The following is a 21,344-nucleotide window of genomic DNA, read 5'->3' as shown; positions in this document are numbered from 1 at the left end:
GAACCTGTGGTGAGCATCCTTGAATCACCATTTCCACACGTCACCGCCGGTAACCTGGTTCGGTGCGTGTGATGAGCGGCCTCGGGCGTCTGGTTCTCGGCACCCTGTTGGCCGGGGTGCTGGTGGCCGGTCTTCTCCTTCCCTATTCCGTCGGTATGGGCATCGCGACGAACGCGGTGACCGACGCCATCGACGACGCGCAGGCCGATCCGCTGACCGCGGACATCCCCCTGCGCAGCACGATCACCGACTCCACCGGCGCCCCGATCGCGACCATCTACGAGCAGAACCGGGTCTACGTCCCGCTGTCCTCGATCTCCGACTACCTGCAGGTGGCGGTCGTCTCGATGGAGGACCGGCGGTTCTACCAGCACCAGGGCGTCGACTGGCGCGGCACGGTCCGCGCGCTGCTGCGCAACGCCCAGCAGGACGCCGCCGCGCAGGGCGGTTCGACGCTGACCCAGCAGTACGTGAAGAACTACCTGTACCTGGTGGACGCCAAGACCGAGGCCGAGAAGGCCGACGCGATCGCCACCACCCCCATCCGCAAGCTCCGCGAGGCCAAGCTCGCGCTCCAGGTCGAGCAGCGGCTGAGCAAGGCCGAGATCCTCGAGCGCTACCTGAACCTGGTCGCCTTCGGCCCGTCCCAATACGGCGCCGAGGCCGCGTCCCAATGGTTCTTCGGGACCTCGGCGGACAAGCTCACGCTGGCCCAGGCCGCCCTGCTGGCCGGCATGGTCAACAACCCGCCGAAGTTCAACCCGTTGGACGAGAACCACGTGCAGGACGCGCGGGACCGCCGCGACCTCGTGCTCGACGTCATGGTCAGCACCGGCCGGCTCTCCCGGGCCACCGCGGACGCGACCAAGCAGCAGGACCTGGGCCTGAACCCCAACCGCACCCGCAACGGCTGCATCGCGGCGGACAACTCCCAGACCAACGGCTACTTCTGCCAGTACGTGCTGGACTACCTGTCCAACGCCGGATTCGACTCGGCCACGGTGGCGCGGGCCGGCTGGACCATCAAGACCACGCTCGACCCCAAGGTCATGGCCTCGGCCAAGGCGGCCGCGACGTCCAACGCCGATCCGTCGGTGCCGGGCGTCGAGCGGCTGGCCAACACCGTCGCGGTGGTCGGCAAGGACGAACCGCGCAAGGTGCTGGCCCTGGTCGCCAACCGGCCGTACGGCCTGGATCCGGCCAAGGGCGAGACGGTGCAGCGGCTGCCCACCACGTTCGCCCCGCTCGGTGCGGGATCGACGTTCAAGGTGTTCACCGCGGCCGCCGCGATGGAGGCCGGACTCGGCACCAACACGACGATCGCGGTACCGGCCGAGTACCAGAGCCCGCTGGTGCCGTCGGCGACGTTCCGCAACGCCACCACCAGCTACCCGACGTCGATGACGCTCCAGCAGGCGCTGGCCACGTCCCCCAACACCGGCTTCGTCGCGCTGGAGGACCAGGTCGGGTTGCAGAAGGTGGCCGACATGTCGGTCGCGCTGGGCATGAAGGGCTACCTGCTCGACGCCGGTGAGGTGGATCCGGCGTTCGCCAACGCCGGCACCGACTACGCGGCGCAGATCACCGCGCAGAAGATCGCCTCGTTCACCCTCGGCGTCTCCCCGGTCAGCCCGCTCGAGCTGGCCAACGTGGGTGCCACGCTCGCCTCCGACGGCCGGTGGTGCCCGCCGACGCCCGTCGACACCATCACCGACCGCAACGGCAAGTTCGTCACCTGGGACAAGCCGGAATGCCAGCAGGCGGTGCCGGCCGAGCTGGCCCGCACGCTGAGCGTGGCGATGGAGAGCGACCTGGCCTCGGGCGGCACCGCGAACGCCTCGGCGACCGCGGCGGGCTGGACCTGGTCGGCGGCCGGCAAGACCGGCACCACGCAGGAGTACAAGTCCTCGGCGTACCTGGGCTTCACCCCGGAGATGAGCGCGTCGGTCATCCTGTGGGACTCCGAGCCACGGCCGCAGTCCATCTGCAAGGACCCGATCCGGTCGTGCTCCACGGACGAGGCGATGGGCGGCGCGGGCATGGGCGGCGGCGCCACTCCGGCGGCGACCTGGTTCGCCACGATGAAGCCGCTCAAGGAGGGCCAGCCGGACACGTTCTTCCGGCCGGCGTCCGCGACCTACATCAAGGGCTCGGCGAACACCGTGGTGCCCAACGTGATCGGCAAGAAGATCGACGACGCCAAGAACCAGCTGACCGCCGCCGGCTTCACCGTCGGCGAGCCGCTGACCAAGCAGGGCACCGGCGTCCCGGCCAACACCGTGGTCGACCAGAACCCCAAGGACACGGCGATCCCCGGCGGGGCCATCACCCTGACGGTCTCGGCCGGCTGACCGGCCGCAGGGCCGTCAGCGGGCGGCCGCGAGGGGCCGGGCGGGCCGCCGCCCGCCGGCCCGACGGTTAGGCTGCCGATCATGGCCCTCGTCTCCGGTGCCGCCTCCGGCGCCCCGCTCCGCCCGTCCCGGACGACCCGACGACCGGGTCGCACCGTCGCGGCGGCCGCCGGCGGTCTGGCCCTGGCCGGGGTGGCCACCGTCGCCTGGGCGGCCCTGGTGGAACCGCGCGCGTTCGCGCTGCGCCGGGTGGATCTACCGGTGCTGGACCACGGTTCGTGGCCGATCCGGGTGCTGCACCTGTCCGACCTGCACATCGTGCCCGGGCACCGGCACAAGATCGACTGGGTGTCCGCGCTGGCCGACCTGCGGCCCGACCTGGTGATCAACACCGGTGACACCCTGTCCCATCTGAAGGCGGTGCCGACCGCCGTCGCCGCGTTCGGCGGCCTGCTCGACCTGCCCGGCGCGTTCGTCTTCGGCAACAACGACTTCTACGCCCCGGTGCCCAAGTCGCCGCACAAGTACTTCGTGCCCAAGGACCGGGTGGTGCGGCGCGGCCCGAGCCTGCCCTGGCCGGACCTGCGGGCGGCGATGGCCGAACGCGGGTGGATCGACCTGAACAACGTCCGGACGACCATCGACCTGCGGGGCCAACGGATCGCCCTGGCCGGGGTGAACGACCCCTACACCCGGCGCGACCACTACGAGCTGATCGAGGGGCCGGCCGACCACGACGCGGTCGTCCGGATCGGCGTCACCCACACGCCGGAGCCCCGGGTGCTCGACCGCTTCGCCCTCGACGGCTACGACCTGGTCCTGGCCGGGCACACGCACGGCGGTCAGGTGCGTATCCCTGGCATCGGCGCCCTGACCACCAACTGCGAGCTCGACCGGTCGCGGGCCCGCGGGGTCTCCCGCTGGGGCTCGCACACCATGCTCAACGTGTCGGCCGGTCTGGGGACCAGCCCGTACATGCCGCTGCGCTTCTGCTGCCGGCCCGAGGCCACCCTGCTGACCCTGCGCGCCCGGCCCGCCTGACCGACGCCGGCCGTCCCGCCCGTGGCTGCTCGCCCGGACGGACTGCCGCGGTGTCACGGCCCGCCGTACGCGGGTCGGCGAAGCGCGTCGGGCTGATCATCTCGGCAGAGAGTCCGACATCTCGGGCGCAGGGTGCCGATTTGATCAGCCCGGCAGCGAAGAGGAATCGGCGGGCGGAAGGTCGGCTCGATCATCGAGCCGAGCCCGACCCGGCCGGAAAGTGGTCAGGAGTGCTCCGCGGATCGGCTAGACTCGTCAAGGCTTTCGGGGTGTGGCGCAGCTTGGTAGCGCGCTTCGTTCGGGACGAAGAGGTCGCAGGTTCAAATCCTGTCACCCCGACCAAGCCAAAGGCCCTGGCTCGACTCGTCGAGCCAGGGCCTTTGTCGTCTCCTGGCGTCGTCTTTCGGCGCCGATCCAAGCCCCGCGGCGACGGGCACCCCAGCGCTTGGATTCAGACTGGACCGGAACTGGACCGGCTCCCGGCACCGTGATGACACCACCCCATCACCCCGCCGGGAGACATCATGTGCGCCACCGATTCACCCCCGCCCGTGTCCGCCTCCGCCGAGCCGCCGCGCACGGTCCGACGACGGTCGGTGCTCGGGGCCGCCCTGGCCGGCACCGGGATGGCCGTTGCCGGCTCGATCGCCGCGGCGACGCCCGCGTCGGCCGCACCGTCGGTGTCGCCGTTCATCCAGGTGCTGCCGTTCCGGGCGTCGCAACCCCAGGGGACGATGCTGACCCTGCTGGGGACGTCCGGCGGTCCGCAGGCCGAGTACGGACGCTGCGGGACGTCGAGCGTGCTGACGGTCCGGGAGGGCAAGGAGAGCTACAACTATTTGATCGACGCGGGCCGCGGCAGCGTCACGCAGTATCTCAACTCCGGGTTGTTGTTCAACCGGTTGCAGGCCATGTTCGTGACCCACCTGCACGCCGACCATCTCGGCGATTTCTACAACTACTTCCTGCTCGAGGGGGGCCAGCCGAACGCCGAGGGCGACCGGCTTCCCTACCCGGTCGGATCGGACGTTCCGCCGAAGCTGCAGAACACGCTGTACGTCTACGGACCCGGATCCGCGGGCGCCCTGCCGGTGGTCCCGCCTGGGAAACCCGTTCCGGAGATCATCGCGCCGAACAACCCGGTCCCGGGCACCAAGGACCTTATCAATCGGCTCAACGAGGGATACGCCTACAGCTACAACGTCTTCGAACGGGGGGACGGGACCCAACCCATCACCGGACTGCAGCAGAACATCATCGAGAATCCGATCCCGGCGGACGTGGGGGCGAGCTCGACGAACACGGCGCCGCTCATGCAACCGTTCAAGCTCCACGAGGACAACCGGGTGCGGGTCAGCGCCATCCTGGTCCCCCACGGCAGCGTCTTTCCCTGCTTCGCGTACCGGTTCGAGACGGCCGAGGGAGCCGTGGTCTTCAGCGGTGACACCAGTTGCGCCGAGGATCCCAAGGACCCCCGGAAGATCAACCCGGCGGCCAACAACGTCATCACGCTGGCCAAGGGGGCGGACATCCTGGTCCACGAGGTGATGAACTGGGATCTGATCCTCACCAACTTCAAGATCAAGAACCCCGGCCAGAACTGGCAGGACAACCCTCTGCTCTCGCACCTGCATGAGTCGCACACCCGGGCGGACCAGGTCGGGCAGGTCGCCACGGCGGCCGGGGTCCCGGTGCTGGCACTCACCCACCTGATCCCGTCCAACCCCGTGGACTGTCCCGACTTCCTGTGGAAGCAGATCATCGGCCGGGACTTCAGGGGCCGCATCGTCGTCGGCAACGACCGCGACCAGATTCCGCTGCCGGTGCGTCGATGACCACCCATCCATCCCGTCACCGCAACGTCACCGTCCGCGTCGGAGCCCAATCATGAAGATTCGCCGTATCCGGACCACCACCGGACTGCAGACCCAGGCATCCGCCACCGACGGGCAGTGGCGACCGTTGAACGGCGAGCTGCCCTTCGGCCCGTCGCCGTTCAGTGACGACTGGCAACTCGCGACGGCCGACCGGCACCTGGCGCAGACCGATTCGCTGCTGCCGTTCGCCCCGCTGTCGTTCCGCGACTACCTGCTGTCGGAGAAGCACAACATCAACGCCAGCCGGGGCATCGTCAAGCGCTTCTACCCGCGTTCCTACCGGATGACCAGGGCCGTCGAGCTGGTCACCCGCCGGCCGTTCCCCGGCTTCAAGCCCAACAAGCTGTTCTACGCCGAGCCCATCTACTACTTCGGCAACGCGATGACGGTGGTACCGACCGGGACACCGATCGCGTTCCCGAGCTACTCCAAGGGGCTGGACTTCGAGCTGGAGCTCGGCTGGGTGCTCAAGGCCCCGTTGTACAACGCCACGCCGAGCGAGGCGGTCGAGGCGATCGGAGCGTTCGTGCTGCTGAACGACTTCAGCGCCCGCGACGTCCAGCGCGCGGAGATGGCCAGCGGGCTGGGCCCGCAGAAGGCCAAGCATTTCATCAGCTCCCTGTCGGCCACCGCGGTCACGGCCGACGAACTGCTGCCCCGGCTGGACCGGCTGACCGGTTCGGTGATCATCAACGGCCGCACCGTCAGCACGGTGAGCAGCCGCGGGTTGCAGTGGAGCGTCGGGGAGGCGCTGGCCCATTCGTCCCGGGACGAGCGGTTGATGCCGGGCGAGATGTTCGGCACCGGAACGCTTCCCGGCGGATCGGGGACGGAGACCGGGCACTGGCTCAAGGCCGGCGACACCCTGCGGCTCGTCCTGGACGGCGTCGGCGAGGTCGAGCACCGGATCGTCGCGTCATGACCTCGACAGCAAGGAGAGCATCGGCCATGTCGACCGGCATCGACCCGCATGAGGTCGCGGACAACGTCTTCGCCTTCACCGGCACCCAGGTGAACTGGGTGATCATCCGGGCCGGCACGGACCTCACCCTGATCGACGCGGGCTGGGAGGGCGACACCCAGGAGGTGGAACGGTCCATCCGTTCGCTCGGCCGGCGGCCCGAGGACCTGCGGGCGGTGCTGCTCACCCACGCCCACGCCGACCACACCGGTGCGCTGAACCACCTGCACGACAACTACGGCGTGCCGATCTACATGGCGCCGGCCGAGGTGGCCAACGCGCGGGGCGAGAACGTGGAGACCGGCGGCCCGAAGGACGTGGCCAAGCTGCTGTACCGGCCGCAGGTGGTGCGCTGGGCGGTGCAGGTGGTCAAGGCCGGCGGGCTGCACCAGATCACCACGCCGGGGGCCGGGCCGTTCCCCCGGGCCGGCTCGCTGGACCTGCCCGGGCGGCCGTACCCGATCCCGACCCCCGGCCACACCACCGGGCACACCAGTTACCTGCTGCCCGATGTCGGGGTGGTGGTGACGGGAGACGCGCTGGTCAGTGGGCATCCCACGCTGACCGGTCTGGGACCCCGGCTCCTGCCCTCCTTCTTCACCCACGACCAGAGCAGCGCCATCAGCTCCCTGCAGACGCTGCGGGAGATCGAGGCGGACATGTTCGTGCCCGGCCACGGGCCGGCCTGGTACGGCCCGCTGCGGCAATCGGTGGACCAGGCCCTGGACAAGATCAGCGACAAGCTCAAAGGAGAAGCGACATGACCGACATGACCAACATGACCGACACGGCCGCGACCGAGACCACCATTCGCCAGAAACGCTACGACCGCGGACTCGAGGTGCTGAAGCGGATCAACGGTGAGAGCGTCATCGAGCTGGCCGACTCGCTGCGGGAGATCTCCCCGGAGCTCGGCTACCAGACGGTGGCCTGGGCCTACGGCGACAGCTACTCCCGGCCCGCGCTGTCACCGCGCGATCGACAACTGATCACCCTGGGCATGCTGACCTCGCAGGGCGGCGAGGAGACGGAACTGCGGGCGCACATCCCCCTGGCGTTGGCGGTGGGCCTGACCCCCGACGAGATCGTCGAGACGTTCCTGCACGCCGCCGTCTACTGCGGCTTCCCCCGCGCCATCAACGCGACGCAGACTGCCCGGAAGGTCTTTGCCGAGCGCGGGGTGTCGGTCTCGGCGGCCGCCGCGACCCCGGTCCCGGTCGACGTTCCCGTCCGGTCAGCCCGCAGTACCCCATCCCAGTGAAGGAGACCACCATGCCCGAGACCGGTGAAGCCGAACTCGACGCGAAGTACCAACGGCTGCCGGCGCGCGTCCGCCAGCAGGTCGAGGCGCACCTGGCGCACTCGGCCACCACCATGAAGATCGTCGTGGGTCAGACGTTCGCCGATCGCGACGTGCTGAACGCCCACGCGGTGGAATCCGCCGGCCGGACCGGGCTCAAGAGCGGCCAGGTTTCCGAGTTGACCGTGATCGCGCCCCTCAAGCCGAACGGCGCCAAGCGGCTGCGCACGTTGTTCGCCATTCTGGACGGGAACTTCGCCGGCGCCAGTCTGGTCGGCACCGTGCACGACATGCGATTCGTGTTGCTGGACAACGACACCCGGCTGCTGTTCTGCACCGCCTACGACGGCGAGTGGGACCCTTACATCGACGACTTCGCCACCAAGATCCCCGACCTGATGGATTACATCTTCGGCAACGTGGAGGGCTGGCCCGGCATTCACTCGCCGCAGGTCAAGGATTTCATCGCGAGCATCCAGGTCGGTGCGTCCGGCTGGTTCGTCGCCAACCCGCAGCTCACGGTCGCCGAGCAGGCGCGCTTGCTGGAGCAGGACAAGAACGTCACCTCGTTCGTGCAGAAGCTCAACTAACCAGGCCCGGCACCACCGATGGCCAAGGAGGCATCATGCTGCACCGGCGGCTGACCAGGCCGACCCTCGAACTGGACGACATCCAGGCCACCGTGCTGCGGCCCCGGCCCGCCCCGTACTACGGCACGCACGCCCTCCTGGAGATCACCGACGCGGCCGCCGGCCGAGAGGCGTTGCGCCGGTTGCGGACCCGGGTGGCGTCGGCCGCCGCCTGGCACGAACCCCGCCCGGCCTGGACGTCCGTCGCGCTGACCTTTCCGGGACTTCGGGCGCTGGGCGTCCCCGCGGCCTCGCTCGAGTCGTTCCCGCAGCCCTTTCGCGAGGGCATGGCCGCCCGCGCCGACCGGCTGCGCGATCACGGCCCGAACGACCCGGCGCGGTGGGAACAGCCGTTCGGCACCGGTCGGGTCCACCTGGCCGTCACCGTGATCGCGCAATCGGCGGCGGCGTGGCAGCAGGAAGTGCGCGACTACGAGACGGCGTTGGGTGACCTGGACGGCGTGCGAATGGTGCTCCGCCAGGATTTCGGCAACCAGCCGAACGGCACGAACGCGTTCGGTTTCAAGGACGGCTTCACCCAGCCGGTCGTCGAGGGCAGCGGCGTCGAGGGCCGGCCCGGCGACGGGCGGCCGATCAAGGCGGGCGAGTTCGTCCTCGGGTACCCGGCCGAGGGCGGGTACCCGCTGCCGATGCCGTCCCCGACCGAACTCGGCCGCAACGGCACGTTCCTCGTCTTCCGCAAGTACCACTCGCATGTCGCCGCGTTCAACCGCTACCTGCACCGCGGCGCCGACACCGCCGAAGGTCGAGAGCTGCTGGCCGCCAAGCTCGTCGGCCGCTGGCGCAGTGGCGCCCCACTGGCCCTTGCCCCGGAGCGGGACGACGCGGCGCTGGGCGCCGACGATTCCCGCAACAACGCCTTCACCTACCACGGCGACCCGCGGGGGCTGCGCACCCCGCTCGGCTCGCACGTGCGCCGGATGAACCCGCGGGACACCGAGCTGAAGGTGCTCACGAACGTCACCATCCACCGACTCATCCGGCGCTCCACCACCTATGGCGCCCCCCTGCGGGACGACGCCCTCGACGACGACGGCCGGCCCCGCGGCCTAGATTTCATCGCCGTCGGCGCTCGGGCCATCGACACCGTCGAGTTCCTGCAGAGCGAATGGATCAACTCCGGCAACTTCATCGGCCGCGGCACCGAGAAAGACCCGATGCTCGGCGTGCAGGACAGCAATTCCTACTTCACCGTGCCCGGGATCCCGCCGCGGCGGATCGACGGCATCGAGACGTTCAACACCCTGCAGGGCGGCGAGTACTTCTTCATGCCCGGCCTGACCGGGCTCGGCTGGCTCGCCGACCTCTGACCCCGCTTCGTTTCCTCACCACGACCGCATCCGCGGGCGTGCCCCCAGCGCCCGGGCGACCGGGCGCCCGCGCAAGGAGAAATCATCATGGGCGGTCTGTCCTGGTGGCACTGGCTCATCATCATCGGCGCGTTCGTGCTGCTGTTCGGCGCGAAGAAGCTGCCCGACGCGGCCCGCGGCGTCGGTCGATCGCTGCGCATCCTGAAGTCGGAGGTGGCGGCCATGCACGAACAGGACGAGCCGACAGCGGTTCCGGTGAACGACGGTCCACTCGCCCCCGCGGTGGCGGTGCCGGTCGTCGCGGTTCCGGCCGGCTCGGTACCCGCGACCCACTCTCCGCTCACCGACGTTTCGGTCAACCGGGCCGGCGTCCGCCCCTGACGCCGGGCCCGCGGGCGCGGACCGGGCCGACATCCTGTCCCGCGCGCCGGCGACCATGAAGGAGTCGACATGTCCTTGCACCTGACCGTGCGGCGCCGTCCGAACCGCGAGCCCCGGCCCGCCGACGGGGCGATGCCGCTGCTGGATCACCTCAACGAGTTCCGTCGCCGCCTGTTCGTCGCCACCCTCGGGCTGCTGGTCGGGGCCGGCGTCGGGTTCGTGTGGTTCGGCCACGGCATTCCCGCGATCGGGCTGCCCAGCCTGGGTGACGTGCTCACCGGTCCGTACTGTGCGGTCCCGGCCACCGAGCGGGTCACCTTCGGCGGCTCAGGATTCGGCGGCGGGGACTGCCGGCTGCTGGCCACCGGTCCGTTCTCGGCGCTCGAACTGCAGCTCAAGTCGGCGTTGATCGCCGGCAGCGTGCTGTCCGCACCGGTCTGGCTCTCCCAGCTCTGGGGGTTCGTGACGCCCGCGCTGCACACCCGGGAACGCCGCTACGCGATCACCTTCGCCACCGCCGGCGCCGCACTGTTCCTCGCCGGGACCGTCCTGGCCTATCTCGTCATCCGGGAGGGCCTCACCGTCCTGCTCGGATTCGGTGGTGACGCCACCATCGCCGCGCTGACCCCGGACAGCTACTTCTCCTTCCTGATCGCCATGCTGATCGTCTTCGGCGTGTCCTTCGAACTCCCGCTGCTGCTGATCATGCTGAACCGGATGTCCGTGGTGTCGCACGCCCAGCTCGGGAGTTGGCGCCGTTACGCAGTCTTCGCCCTGGTGGTGTTCGCCGGCCTCATCGTCCCCGGCAACGACCCGATCACCATGCTGGCGCTGGCCGTCTCGCTGATCACGCTGTACGAGCTGTCCGTCCAGGTCGCCCGGATCCACGACCGCCGGCTCGCCCGGCGGCGGGCGACCCACGCCCTGCCCGACGATTCGCCGTCGATCCTGCCGGTTCCGGACTCGAATGAGGTGAGCACCTGATGTTCGGACTCTCCTGGGGCCAGATCTCCATCATCGTGCTGGTGGGTGTCTTCGTCCTCGGCCCCGAGCGGATCCCCACCGCCGTCAGCTGGGTGCTGACGGGCGCCCGCAAGGTCCGGACGATGGCGTCCGGAGCGCAGGCGGACCTCGTCCGCGAACTCGGGCCCGAAATCGCCGACCTGCGCCGGCAGATCGCCGAACTGCAGTCGATGCGGCAGCTTCCCGAGCTGCGCGAGTTGCTGGACCTGGCTCCCGGGCGGCTCATCGGCCCGATTCCGCCGGACGCCGTCGATGCCGCCGCCAATCCCGTTTCCACCACCATCAATCGGAGTGCCTCATGACCGTCGATTTCACCAAGCTTGCCTTCAACGGCGTGACCGACCCAACGGCGGTCACCCTCACCGAGGCGATCGCCGCCCCACCGGTGACGAGCGGCTTCGTCGTCGTCACCCTGAAGACCGACGACGTACCCGGCACCGTCCCGCACGTGCGGTCCTTCGTCCGGTCGCTGCGGGCCGACGCATCCCGGACGGGTCTGGTCGACGTCACGCTCTACCGCGAGTTGGACCGCAGCGAGATGGGTGGGGCCGTCCCGTTCGACCAGTCGTTCTGCGAGCGCATGCTCGCCGACATCGCCGCGCGGCGGGCCACGCAGGTCGAGCGATTCCCCGGATTGGCCTCGGCCGACGCATTTGCCCTCTCCAACCCGGTGGCGGACCTCGTCCTGTTGGTGACATTCGAGACCACCGCTGCGGCCGACGCCGCCGTGAACGCCTGGCGCGAGGACGAGTCCGCGTTCGATTCGCTCGCCGGACACCTCCGGGCCTTCACCGTGGGGGCCTTCCGCAATATGCAGCAGTATGCGCACGTGTCCCTGGATCCCGACGCGATCCAGTTCTTCAACCTGTTCCCCGGTCCGGGCGACGGGAACGCGCTGTGGGACGCCTGGCAGGAGGTCCTTCCGCGGTACTTCGACGTCGCCGGGATCCGCTCCTCCTTCCCCCTCCAGGCACTGGATCCGGACCAGGCCGTGCTGCTGGTCAATTACGCGCACACCGACTCGATGAAGTACTTCCTGCTCGGCATGGTGTTCGACCCGAACTTTCTCGAGGACATCACCCGCTGCTATGTGCACCGCGGATTCGCCTACCCGCATCCGTTCTTCTGCAAGATCATCCCCGTGTAGGTGCCATTGCTCTAGACCCGGCCGCCGGCCGGGCGATGCGTTAGCGTCGGGTATGCGGGTGCGGGACCTGGGTGCGCTGGTGGTCGCCGTGGGCGCCCACGACCGGCCCGTGGTGGGGACCCGGGGGGCGGCGATGCTGGCCCTGCTGACGATCAACGTCAACCAGCGGGTCTCGGTCGACGCCCTGATGGAAGCGGCCTGGGGCGAGCGCATCTCGGCGGGCGCGGCATCGACCCTCGTCTCCCACATCTGGCGGCTGCGGCAGCTGCTCGAACCGGATCGCGACCGCCGCCAGGCGCCCACCGTCCTGGTCAACGACAGCGACGGCTACCGGCTCGTCGGCAGTCCCTCGACCCTGGACTCCCTGCTCTTCGCCGAGGCCTCCGGCGAAGTGCGGGACCTGCTGGCCGCCGGCCACGCGCAGGCTGCGGTCCGGCGGGCCGACGCCGCCCTGGCCCTGTGGCGCGGTCGACCGTACGGTGCGCTCGCCGAGGCGGACTGGGCGCGCTCCGCGGTCACGCGGCTGGAGGAGCTGCGCGGCCAGCTGCAGGAGCGTCGGGTCGAGGGCCTGCTGGCCACCGGCGCCGCCGACGCCGCGCTGGGGGACCTGAGCGTGCTCATCGCCGCGAACCCGTTCCGGGAACCGCTGCGCGCCCTGCAGATGGAGGCGCTGTACCGGAGCGGGCGCGGTGAGGAGGCGCTGCACGCCTACCAGGCGGCCCGGCAGGTCCTCGCCGACGAGGTGGGCATCGATCCGGGGGCCGAGCTGCAGGAGATGCACCGGCGGATCCTGTCCCGGGACCCGGCGCTGGATCGGCGACCGGAGCGTCCCGCGATCCGTCCGCGGGAGGTGGAGGTGCACCTGCCATCGGCCCTGACCCCGTTGGTCGGGCGGGCCGACGTGCTGCCCCGGTTGGCCACCCTGGTTCGGGACAACCGGCTGGTCACGATCACCGGCGCCGCCGGATGCGGCAAGACCCGGGTGGCGGTGGAGGCCGCCCGGGCCGTCGTGCAGGCCTTCCCCGACGGCGTGTGGTTCGTCGATCTGACCGCGGTGTCCGAGCCCGATCTGGTGGTGGACGTGGTCGTGTCCACCATCGGTTTCGCACCCACCGCCGGGGCCACTCCGCTGCAGGATCTGCGCCGCTACCTGCACAGCCGGCGGATCCTGCTGGTGCTGGACAACTGCGAGCACGTCCTGGGCGGTGTCGACCAGGTGGTGCGGGTCGCCCTGAGCGATGCGGGCGACCGCAGCTGCCTGCTGACCACGAGCCGGGAGCCGATCGGCATCGACGGCGAGACGATCTGGACCCTCGAGCCGCTCGCCCTGCCCGAGCCCGACGGCAGCATCTCCGGCGCCGCGGAGGCACCCGCCGTCGAGCTGTTCCTGCAGCGGCTCGCGTCCGTCGCCCCCACCCTCGAGATGACCGACGAGGTGCTGACCCGAGCCCGGGAGATCAGCCTCGCCGTCGACGGATTGCCGTTGCCCCTGGAGCTCGCCGCGGCGCGGGCGCTGAGCCACTCGCTCGACGACATCGCCCGGCAGGTGACGGCCGATCCCGGGCGCCTCAGCCGGGTCGGCCGGGGGCCGGGGGACCACCGGGCGACGGTGCGATCGGCGATCGAGTGGAGCCATCAGCTGCTCGCCGAGGACGAACGGATCGCCCATCGCCGGCTGTCCGTGCTGCCCGGCACCTTCACGGCCGGGCTGGCTTCCGCCGTCGTCGGCACCGACACCGACGCCGACGACCTGCTCGCCCAGCTCGTGCACCGGTCCCTGCTCAGCTCCGAGCGGCCTACCGACCCGTTGCGGCCCAGCGGTTTCCGGCAGCTGGCCACGGTGCGCAGCCACGCCCGCCACGCACTGGACCAGGCCCGGGAAACCGCGGTCTGCCTGGATCGCCGGGACGGGTGGACCACGGATCTGCTCGCGGCCCGGCCACCCGCCGGCACGGCCGCCGAGGCCGGGTGGTTCCGAGCCATCGATGACGACGACGCGACCGTGCGGGCCACGCTGACCCGCCGGCTGATCGACGAGCCGACGGCCGGGGGCGGCCGGCTGGCCGGCCGCCTGTCCCAGTACTGGTACTACCGGGCCCGCCTGGTCGAGGCCGGGCGATGGCTGCAGCTGGGCCACGACCTCCTGCGCCAGGATGCGGACAACGGGGGCGATCCGGTCGACGAGCTGCTGGCCCGGCTCGCCCTGGCCGCCATCCTGGCCCAGCAACGGCGAATGGACCTGGTCCGGCCGCTGATCGATGGCGTCGAGGGGCAGGTCCGCGGCGCCGCACCGACCCGCCTCGTCGAGGTCGGTGAGGCCCTGGTCTTCCTGGCCATGTCGTGCTACACGGGCGAGGCGTGGGACCTGCTGGTCGATCTGCACCGGCTCCTGCAGTGGGTCACCGACACCGGTGACGACACCAACCTGGATCTGCTGACCGATGCCGTGGGGTGCTGCGCGCTGCTGGCGTCCGGTCGCCTGGACGAGTCCGTCGCGCTGGCGCTGGCGGTGCACGGACGGGCCGAGGCCGTTGACCAATCGGCGGCCGGTTACATCTCGACCGCGCCGCTGATCATCACCGCGCTGATGGCCGGCCGACCCGAGGACGGCATCCCGTGGGTCGATCGATGCGTGGCCATGCACCGACGTCTCGGCAGCGGGGCGATCGGCATGTTCACCGAGACCAAAGCCAACTTCATGGCCCAGCTGGGCGAATTCCCGCGGGCGGCACGGATCTACGCGGCGGCGCATGCGGCGACCCGACGAGCGGCCATGGGCTGGCCGAACCGTGAGCTGACCCGTCCGTTGCTGGCGCTCACCCGGGAGCGTCTGGGACGGGCCGGGTTCGAGCAGGCCTGGCAGGACGGCGAACGGCTGACGCCGGCCGACATCTTCGACCCGTCGGCGGCTCGTACGACCCGATAGCTCCGCCGCGACGCCGCCGAGCCGAGCCGCCCGACTGGATCGGAACTGCATCAGGACTGAAGCAGCGGCTGCGACGGTCGAGTCGACGGAACCAGCCAGGGCGACCTGGCCGGCCCGCTGGCCCGGATTCACGGCTGCTTAACGCGAAAGAGTCGTCACGCCGGCTGGTTCCGATCAGTCGCCGGGCCCTGAACCGCCGTTCGTGAGCCGCGCCGGGCCGGGCTCGGCCGCCGGCGCCGTCCCGGTCGCGCGGTAGTCGACCATCTCCCGCAGGAGAGCCCGACGGAACCGCGGCTGGTCGGCCAGAGTGACCGCCAGCACGGTCAGCAACATGTAGAGCACCAGGCCGCTGAGCACCAGCGTCAGCACCGGAACGGTGACCCCGCCCAACTCCTGGATCATCGATTGCTTGGCCCAGACCCGCCAGGTCAACATCAGATTCACGCCCAGGCCGATGCCGTACGAGACCACGAACGACAGGAGGAACGGCTTGAGGGTGCCGTCCTTGAGCCGGGCCTTGATCGGTTCGACCCGCAGCGGGGAGATCACCGACAGCACATTCCCCACGCCGAGCCAGAGCAGCATCATGGTGACCAGCTGGCCCAGCGCCTTGGCCAGGGTGCTGCCGTACGCGTCGGCCTTCCAGGCCAGCAGCCCGCTGAGGACCACCCCGACCGCCCCGACCAGCAGGAACATCATGAGGTTCTTGCTGAGCAGGATGTGCCAGAGGCGTCGCCCGCTGGTCAGCGCTTCGCGCACCCGGGTCGCGTCCCAGCTGAGCGCGTTCGTGCAGACCACTCCGCCGATCACCCCGGACAGGGCATAGAGCGCCAGGTAGGGCAGCAGCTCGCTCTTGTCGTCCCACTGAAAGAGCCGGATGAACCCCAGGTACGCCAGGCCCAGCCCGAGGCTGATGGCCAGCTTCACCAGGATCGACCGCGGCCGGCTGCGCAACACGGTGCCCAGTTCGCGACCGACCCCGACCCCCAGCTCCCGGCCGTGGGTCAGGGTCGGATGCCCGGGCGGCAGCGGCCGGTAACCCCGCACGGTGGCGGCCACCGCCGGCGAATCACCGGCCCGGACGGCGGTCGCCCGCGCCAGCAGAACGGCCCGCTGCGCCTCGATCAGGGCGAGCCGGGCCACTGAGACCGCGGCGTCGGCGTCCGCCTCGGCTCGCGCGGCGACCAGCACCTGGTCCGGGCCGGTCGGTGCGGGCGCGTCCGCGTCCCGGTCGGGGTGCAGCATCTCGGCCAGCCGGCGGGACCACTCCCCGGACGGGGCCAGCGCGTCCAGGGCGGGCCGCCCGAAGGCTTCACGGGCGGCCGCCAGCCGCCGATCGGTCCGCTCGCGGGCTCGGTCGATCGCCCGCTCGTCCTGCCAGCCGGCCGACCGGACCGCCCCCTCGGCGGCCGTCGCCCAGGCCGCCACCTCGGCCAGGCCGTCCACCGCCGCCATTGCGCCCCCGTCCGGCCGGCCCGTCCGCCGGCTCGTTCCGCGCCGGCCTCAGGAGCCGGTCATGTCGAACATCTCCCAGGCGCCGATGGCGGTCCGGTTGGCGATCAACGGGGCGCCGCCCGCCGATTCCGCCGTGACCAGCCGGCTGTTGGCCGCCGCCCGCAGGCTCACCGAACCGTCCGAGTTCGGATAGTAGGTGAAGGTCTCCCACGCCCCGACGGCGTCGCGGTTGGCGATCAGGCTGGACGCGCCGGCGTTGTCGGCGCAGACGAACCGGCCGTTGGCGCGGGCCCGCAGCGCCACCGCGGTGCCGCCGAGCAGGATCAGGTCGAACTGTTCCCACTGCCCGACCGCGGTGCGGTTGGCGATCAGCGGGGCCCCGCCGGCGCTCTCCGCGGTCACCCACCGCGAGTTCGCGCGGGCGTTGAAGCTGACGGTCAGCGGCTCGAAGCAGCCGGCCAGGTCCTGACCACCGCCCGGATACCAGGGCAGGTCGACCGCCGGGGCGTCCTGGTTGCGGTCGACGTACTGGGTGGCCAGCGTCTCCCACTGCCCGTAGGCGTTCGGGGTGTTGCTCCCCTGCACCCGCTGGGCGGCGTCGTTCTTGGACATCGACTGCCAGCCCGCGACGTCGAGCAGCCCGCCGGTGGGCGCGGCGCTGCGACCGCCGCCGAAGAACGCCATCGCCTCCCACCGCGGGTCCAGGAGCCGCCGGACCACCCCGCCCGGATCGGTCCGCCGGGTGCTCGCGCCGTAGTCGCCCCAGCCGTACGCCGGGCGCTGCTGGTACAGGCCGATCGAGTCGGCGTTGTAGGCCCCGTCACGCACGCCGTACCGGTCGTGCGGGTAGCGCAGCGACAGCTTGGCCGTGGCCAGCCAGTAGGCCTTGCCCGGCCACGGCCACGAGTTGAACTGGCTGGTCCCGTCGTTGGCCAGGTTCCGGATGGACGACTCCTGCTGCATGACCATGACGGCGATGATCTGGCCGTCGCGCCCGATGCCCATCGTCTTGGCCACGCCGATGGTGGTGCGGACCGCGGCGTCCCGGGCCGCCGGCGTGGGGTTCGCGCCGTCGCAGTTGGCCAGGGCCGCCCGGGCCACGGGCGCGGCCCCGGCCGGCGGGCCGCCCAGCAGCATCGTGGCGGCCAGCGCCGTCACGACGGCACAGGCCAGGATCGTTCGTCTGCGGTTGCGCATCGCACCACCCTCGTCGGGGACGGTTCATGATCGACCCGGCCTCGCGCGGCGGCGAGTCCGGTCACCCCAGTCGGCCGGTGACGGCCACCGCCGGCGACTCGGGGTCACTGACGGCGACTGTCCGTTAGCGTGCCTGAACAGTAGGTCACGATTCGCGGGACGGCGACTCGGGCCGCCCGACCGGGCTGGCGGACCGGTGGGCAGGATGCAGGGATGCCGACCGATCCCGACCACCGCTCCCCCGCGCCGTCCAGCACCGACAGCACACACGGCACCGACAGCACCGACCGCACCGGGGGCGGGAGCGGCGGTCGGACGGTCGAGCACCCCCGGTTCCGGCCGCCCGCGCACCTGTTCGACGACCCGGCGGCCGACGAGCGCTGGCGTCGCCGGTTCACCGCGATCCGGACCGGTCTTCCCCACCCGGCCCGGGATGCGCCCGACCACACCTTCTACGTGTCCACCGCGACCGGCCGGTCCGAGATCTGGATCTGGGACGTGGCGGCCGACCGGCACCTGGCCGCGACCGACCGCCCGGACGGCACCTCGATGGCCACGCTCGCCGCGGACGGCGCGACGCTGTGGTGGTTCGACGACCGGGACGGGGACGAGTTCGGTTCCTGGCGCGCCCAGCCGTTCGGCGCCGGGCCGGGCGGCGGACCGGCCGGATCGCCGCCCGGCGCGGCCCGGCCGGCGCTGCCGGATGTGCCCCCCGGGTACCCGGCCGGGGTCGAGGTCGGTCGGCGGGTCGTGCTGGCCGGTTTCGCCGACGACGACGGCTCCCGCATCCACCTGTCCGTGGCCGGCGGGCCCTCCCGCGTGGTCTACCGGCACGCCGAGGACGCCTCGGTGGGCGCGCTGACCCGCGACGAGACGATCTGGGTGCTCGCCCACACCGAGCACGGCGACGCCCGGTACCCGGCGCTGCGCGCCTTGACCGTCGACGACGGTCGCGTGCTCGCCGACCTGTCGGACGCGCCCGGCCGGGGTCTGGAGCCGCTGGCCGTCAGCCCGATCCCGGGTGACCAGCGGATTCTGGTCGGTCATGAACGCCGCGGCCGGGACGAACTGCTGATCTGGGATCCGGTGTCCGGCGACGCGACGGAGCTGCTGCTCGACCTGCCCGGCGACCTGGACGCCGACTTCACCGCGGACGGGACGGCGCTGATCGTGCTGCACACCCACGCCGGGCGGACCACGGTGCACCGCTACGACTTCGGTTCCGGCGCGCTGACCGCCCTGCCGACCGCGCGCGGGGTCGTCACCGGCGCGACCCCGCGGCCGGACGGCGCGGTCTGGTACCGGTGGACGGACGGGGCGACGGCCGGGCGGCTGCGGGCGGTCGCCCCGGACGGCACGGACGGGCCGCTGTTCGCGCCGCCCGGCGAGCCGGCGCCGGGCAGCGAGCCGGTCCGGGATCTGTGGGTGCCGGGGCCGGGTGGTCCGGTGCACGCGTTCCTGGCCACCCCGGGTCCGGGCGAGCGTTTCCCCACCGTCTTCTCCGTGCACGGCGGGCCGGCGGCGGCGGACGAGGACGCGTTCGACGCCGCCCGGGCCGCGTGGCTGGACGCCGGCTTCGCCGTCGTGCAGGTCAACTACCGCGGTTCCACCGGCTACGGCTCGGCCTGGCGGGACGCGCTCACCGAGCGGGTCGGGCACGTCGAACTGTCCGACATCGCGGCGGTGCACGACCATCTCCTGGCCACCGGGGTCGCCGATCCGGACCGCTCGGTGATCTGCGGCTACTCCTGGGGCGGCTACCTGACCCTGCTGGCCCTGGGCGTCCAGCCCGAGCGGTGGGCCGCCGGGGTGGCGGGTGTCCCCGTCGCTGACTACCCGGCGGCGTACGAGGACGAGATGGAGCCGCTGCGGGCCTACGACCGGGCCCTGTTCGGCGGATCCCCCGCCGACGTCCCCGCGGCCTACCGCGATTCGTCCCCGCTGACCTGGGTCGATCGGGTCCGCGCGCCGGTGCTGGTGCTGGCCGGGGAGAACGATCCCCGGTGCCCCATCCGGCAGATCGAGAACTACCTCGACGCGCTGGCGGACCGGGGCGCCGAGTACGCGGTCTACCGGTACGACGCGGGGCACGGGTCCGGCGTGGTGGCCGAACGGATCCGGCAGACGGCCTGCGAGGTCGCCTTCGTGCGGGACGTCCTGGCCCGGCGGGTGCCGGCCGGGTGACCGGGGCGGTGCCGGCGGGGTGACCGGGGCGGTCCCGGCCGCCCCGGACCCCGTTCAGTCGGACAGCTGCCAGCGGCTGCCCCACGGATCGGTGAAGTCGGAGATCGTCTTGCCGGTGACCGGGATGAACGTATTCGTCCGGCTGAAGGACCGGCCGGCCGCGGACAGGGCGGCCGCGTCCGCCGCCTGGTCCGTCGAGCCGAACGCGATGTGATCCATCACGAACCGGTCGAGCTCCGGATCCTCCCGGAGCTCGAAGATCACCTGCCCCTCGCCGGGCAGGGCGACCTCCACCGACCCGCGGGCCGGGGTCCGCCGGACCTCCACGAAGCCGAGGGCGGTGAAGAAGTCCAGCGCGACGGCGAGGTCGGGCACCTTCAGGTCGATGTGGTCCACACGAGTCAGCACCCGGTCGATCCTGCCGTCGTCACGGCCCGCGGTCCACCCGGTTCCGCCGCGCGCGTCGCGACGGGCCGGATCGGGTGGGTCCGGGTCCTGTCCCCGGACGGCGCCGCCCGGACGGGCGGCACCCGGTCGGGCGGCACCCGGTCGCTGCGGAACCCGGACAGCCGGAACCGGCGGGCCCGGCTCAGGCGCCCGCCAGGCCCCGGGCTCAGGTGCCCGCAGCGCCCCACGGGCCGATGCGCACGGTCGTCTCGGCGCCGAGGTCGATCTGGCTGCCGGCCGGCACCGGCAGCGCCGCGGCAGCGCCCCCGTCGGCGAACTGCACCGCGATCAAGGACGTCCGCTCCTGACGGTTGCCGGCCAGGGCACCGGTCCACTCCAGATCGGCGACCGCGCGACCGCCCGGCGGCAGCGACACGGCGACGCCCGGATCGGCCACCGGCACGCCGACCCGCTCGATCAAGGGGTCGACCTGCTCCGCGATCACCGGGAACGCGGTTCCCCAGGCGCCGGGGAATCCGACTCCGGGCCACCCGCGCAGCTGACAGGTCCGGTCGCCGGCGTTGGTGGCGACCAGTTGCGCGTAGCGATGCCCGGCGGCCGCGTCCAGGCCAGTCAAGGACAGCCGCACGTCCGCCGGGGTGCACCGCTGATCGTCGACCGGGTCGGAGGCCGGCCGGCGGACCAGGCCGGTCAGGTCGGCCGTGGTCAGGGCCTGGTCGGGGGTCGGCGCCGGCCCGTCGGGCCGATCGGCGTCCAGTGGCGGTTCGAGCCGGGTCGACGGCAGGACACCCGGCCGATGCAGATCGGTCGACCCGTCCGGGTCCGCCGTGGAGCCAACGCCCCCGGTCCCGTCGTCGACCGCGGCCGGGAGGAGTCGTCGGCGCCCGGGTCGGCCGAGCCGCTCGGGTCAGGGTCGGCCCGGTCACCCGAACCGGATCCGCGGGACACCGGCGGATCGGACGCCGGGTCCCCCACCGACCCGTCGATCGGCCTCATCGTTTCCGCCGCGGGATCCGCGGCCCGACCGGCCGGGGGGGGGGCGGCGCCCCCGGTGGGGGGGGGGCCCCCCCCCCCCCAACCAAACCCCCGGCCGCGGCGCCCCCCCCCGCCCGGCCCCCCCCGCGGGCCCACGC

General features: G+C 71.8%; 18 protein-coding genes and 1 tRNA gene. 15 read left to right on the top strand and 4 right to left on the bottom strand.

Features of this window, described 5'->3' with window-relative positions; translation table 11 throughout:
* The first annotated feature begins 71 nt into the window (after positions 1–71).
* The 14 genes from ACOJUF_RS10505 (at position 72) to ACOJUF_RS10440 (ending at position 14,967) form a co-directional block, all read left to right on the top strand.
* Complete coding sequence (locus ACOJUF_RS10505; protein ID WP_420121799.1) at positions 72–2,351, top strand: penicillin-binding protein; 2,280 nt, start codon at positions 72–74, stop codon at positions 2,349–2,351.
* An 81-nt stretch (positions 2,352–2,432) separates the two neighbouring features.
* Complete coding sequence (locus ACOJUF_RS10500; RefSeq protein ID WP_420121798.1) at positions 2,433–3,392, top strand: metallophosphoesterase; 960 nt, start codon at positions 2,433–2,435, stop codon at positions 3,390–3,392.
* A gap of 265 nt (positions 3,393–3,657) precedes the next feature.
* Positions 3,658–3,734 (top strand) — tRNA-Pro (locus ACOJUF_RS10495).
* Between the two features lie 182 nt (positions 3,735–3,916).
* Positions 3,917–5,227 carry an MBL fold metallo-hydrolase gene (locus tag ACOJUF_RS10490; RefSeq protein ID WP_420121797.1) on the top strand — a complete coding sequence of 437 codons (1,311 nt, stop codon included), beginning with the start codon at positions 3,917–3,919 and terminating at the stop codon, positions 5,225–5,227.
* Between the two features lie 52 nt (positions 5,228–5,279).
* A complete protein-coding gene (locus ACOJUF_RS10485; RefSeq protein WP_420121796.1) occupies positions 5,280–6,191 on the top strand; it encodes a fumarylacetoacetate hydrolase family protein in 912 nt (303 codons plus the stop codon).
* A gap of 26 nt (positions 6,192–6,217) precedes the next feature.
* On the top strand, positions 6,218–6,994 hold the full coding sequence (locus ACOJUF_RS10480; protein WP_420121795.1) for an MBL fold metallo-hydrolase: 777 nt from the start codon (positions 6,218–6,220) through the stop codon (positions 6,992–6,994).
* Positions 6,991–7,491 carry a carboxymuconolactone decarboxylase family protein gene (locus tag ACOJUF_RS10475; protein ID WP_420121794.1) on the top strand — a complete coding sequence of 167 codons (501 nt, stop codon included), beginning with the start codon at positions 6,991–6,993 and terminating at the stop codon, positions 7,489–7,491. The genes ACOJUF_RS10480 and ACOJUF_RS10475 overlap by 4 nt, the downstream gene beginning before the upstream one ends.
* An 11-nt stretch (positions 7,492–7,502) precedes the next feature.
* The gene (locus ACOJUF_RS10470) at positions 7,503–8,120 is read left to right on the top strand and encodes a hypothetical protein (protein WP_420121793.1); all 618 of its coding nucleotides are present in this window, start codon (positions 7,503–7,505) and stop codon (positions 8,118–8,120) included.
* Between the two features lie 35 nt (positions 8,121–8,155).
* Positions 8,156–9,490, top strand: a complete 1,335-nt coding sequence (locus tag ACOJUF_RS10465; protein WP_420121792.1) for a Dyp-type peroxidase — start codon at positions 8,156–8,158, stop codon at positions 9,488–9,490.
* Between the two features lie 87 nt (positions 9,491–9,577).
* A complete protein-coding gene (gene tatA, locus ACOJUF_RS10460; RefSeq protein WP_420121791.1) occupies positions 9,578–9,871 on the top strand; it encodes a Sec-independent protein translocase subunit TatA in 294 nt (97 codons plus the stop codon).
* Between the two features lie 69 nt (positions 9,872–9,940).
* Complete coding sequence (tatC, locus tag ACOJUF_RS10455; RefSeq protein WP_420121790.1) at positions 9,941–10,855, top strand: twin-arginine translocase subunit TatC; 915 nt, start codon at positions 9,941–9,943, stop codon at positions 10,853–10,855.
* On the top strand, positions 10,855–11,196 hold the full coding sequence (locus ACOJUF_RS10450) for a Sec-independent protein translocase TatB (protein WP_420121789.1): 342 nt from the start codon (positions 10,855–10,857) through the stop codon (positions 11,194–11,196). The genes tatC and ACOJUF_RS10450 overlap by 1 nt, the downstream gene beginning before the upstream one ends.
* Positions 11,193–12,041, top strand: coding sequence for a hypothetical protein (locus tag ACOJUF_RS10445; RefSeq protein ID WP_420121788.1), 849 nt, complete (start codon positions 11,193–11,195; stop codon positions 12,039–12,041). Before ACOJUF_RS10450 ends, ACOJUF_RS10445 begins: the two co-directional genes overlap by 4 nt.
* A gap of 58 nt (positions 12,042–12,099) precedes the next feature.
* Entirely contained in the window at positions 12,100–14,967 is a 2,868-nt protein-coding gene (locus ACOJUF_RS10440; protein ID WP_420121787.1) for a BTAD domain-containing putative transcriptional regulator, read from the top strand.
* Between the two features lie 174 nt (positions 14,968–15,141).
* On the opposite strand, the gene ACOJUF_RS10435 is transcribed toward ACOJUF_RS10440, so the two are convergent.
* Both ACOJUF_RS10435 and ACOJUF_RS10430 read right to left on the bottom strand, forming a co-directional pair.
* On the bottom strand, positions 15,142–16,422 hold the full coding sequence (locus ACOJUF_RS10435; protein WP_420121786.1) for a hypothetical protein: 1,281 nt from the start codon (positions 16,420–16,422) through the stop codon (positions 15,142–15,144).
* Between the two features lie 48 nt (positions 16,423–16,470).
* A complete protein-coding gene (locus ACOJUF_RS10430; RefSeq protein WP_420121785.1) occupies positions 16,471–17,619 on the bottom strand; it encodes a fascin domain-containing protein in 1,149 nt (382 codons plus the stop codon).
* Between the two features lie 213 nt (positions 17,620–17,832).
* On the opposite strand from ACOJUF_RS10430, the gene ACOJUF_RS10425 reads away from it, so the two are divergent.
* Entirely contained in the window at positions 17,833–19,803 is a 1,971-nt protein-coding gene (locus tag ACOJUF_RS10425) for an alpha/beta hydrolase family protein (protein WP_420121784.1), read from the top strand.
* A 54-nt stretch (positions 19,804–19,857) separates the two neighbouring features.
* Here ACOJUF_RS10425 and ACOJUF_RS10420 read toward each other — a convergent pair whose 3' ends face one another.
* Positions 19,858–20,211: a VOC family protein gene (locus ACOJUF_RS10420; RefSeq protein WP_420121783.1), complete on the bottom strand. Its 354-nt coding sequence runs from the start codon at positions 20,209–20,211 to the stop codon at positions 19,858–19,860.
* A gap of 205 nt (positions 20,212–20,416) precedes the next feature.
* Positions 20,417–20,896 (bottom strand): DUF4232 domain-containing protein, encoded by a 480-nt coding sequence (locus ACOJUF_RS10415; RefSeq protein WP_420121800.1) that lies wholly within the window; start codon positions 20,894–20,896, stop codon positions 20,417–20,419.
* Positions 20,897–21,344: the final 448 nt, after the last annotated feature.

Origin of the sequence: Nakamurella sp. (genome assembly GCF_048594475.1) — a bacterium.
GTDB lineage: Bacteria > Actinomycetota > Actinomycetes > Mycobacteriales > Nakamurellaceae > Nakamurella.
The sequence above is the reverse complement of the archived record's forward strand: the minus strand, read 5'-3'. Positions and strand labels throughout refer to the sequence as shown.

Bases quoted from the DNA above. Each gene is read 5' to 3' on its own strand.
- ACOJUF_RS10485 (WP_420121796.1), top strand. From the start codon at position 5,280: ATGAAGATTCGCCGTATCCGGACCACCACCGGACTGCAGACCCAGGCA.
- ACOJUF_RS10465 (WP_420121792.1), top strand. From the start codon at position 8,156: ATGCTGCACCGGCGGCTGACCAGGCCGACCCTCGAACTGGACGACATC.
- ACOJUF_RS10435 (WP_420121786.1), bottom strand. From the start codon at position 16,422: ATGGCGGCGGTGGACGGCCTGGCCGAGGTGGCGGCCTGGGCGACGGCC.
- ACOJUF_RS10470 (WP_420121793.1), top strand. From the start codon at position 7,503: ATGCCCGAGACCGGTGAAGCCGAACTCGACGCGAAGTACCAACGGCTG.
- ACOJUF_RS10475 (WP_420121794.1), top strand. From the start codon at position 6,991: ATGACCGACATGACCAACATGACCGACACGGCCGCGACCGAGACCACC.
- ACOJUF_RS10450 (WP_420121789.1), top strand. From the start codon at position 10,855: ATGTTCGGACTCTCCTGGGGCCAGATCTCCATCATCGTGCTGGTGGGT.
- ACOJUF_RS10425 (WP_420121784.1), top strand. From the start codon at position 17,833: ATGCCGACCGATCCCGACCACCGCTCCCCCGCGCCGTCCAGCACCGAC.
- ACOJUF_RS10430 (WP_420121785.1), bottom strand. From the start codon at position 17,619: ATGCGCAACCGCAGACGAACGATCCTGGCCTGTGCCGTCGTGACGGCG.
- ACOJUF_RS10500 (WP_420121798.1), top strand. From the start codon at position 2,433: ATGGCCCTCGTCTCCGGTGCCGCCTCCGGCGCCCCGCTCCGCCCGTCC.
- tatC (WP_420121790.1), top strand. From the start codon at position 9,941: ATGTCCTTGCACCTGACCGTGCGGCGCCGTCCGAACCGCGAGCCCCGG.
- ACOJUF_RS10490 (WP_420121797.1), top strand. From the start codon at position 3,917: ATGTGCGCCACCGATTCACCCCCGCCCGTGTCCGCCTCCGCCGAGCCG.
- ACOJUF_RS10445 (WP_420121788.1), top strand. From the start codon at position 11,193: ATGACCGTCGATTTCACCAAGCTTGCCTTCAACGGCGTGACCGACCCA.
- ACOJUF_RS10480 (WP_420121795.1), top strand. From the start codon at position 6,218: ATGTCGACCGGCATCGACCCGCATGAGGTCGCGGACAACGTCTTCGCC.
- ACOJUF_RS10505 (WP_420121799.1), top strand. From the start codon at position 72: ATGAGCGGCCTCGGGCGTCTGGTTCTCGGCACCCTGTTGGCCGGGGTG.
- tatA (WP_420121791.1), top strand. From the start codon at position 9,578: ATGGGCGGTCTGTCCTGGTGGCACTGGCTCATCATCATCGGCGCGTTC.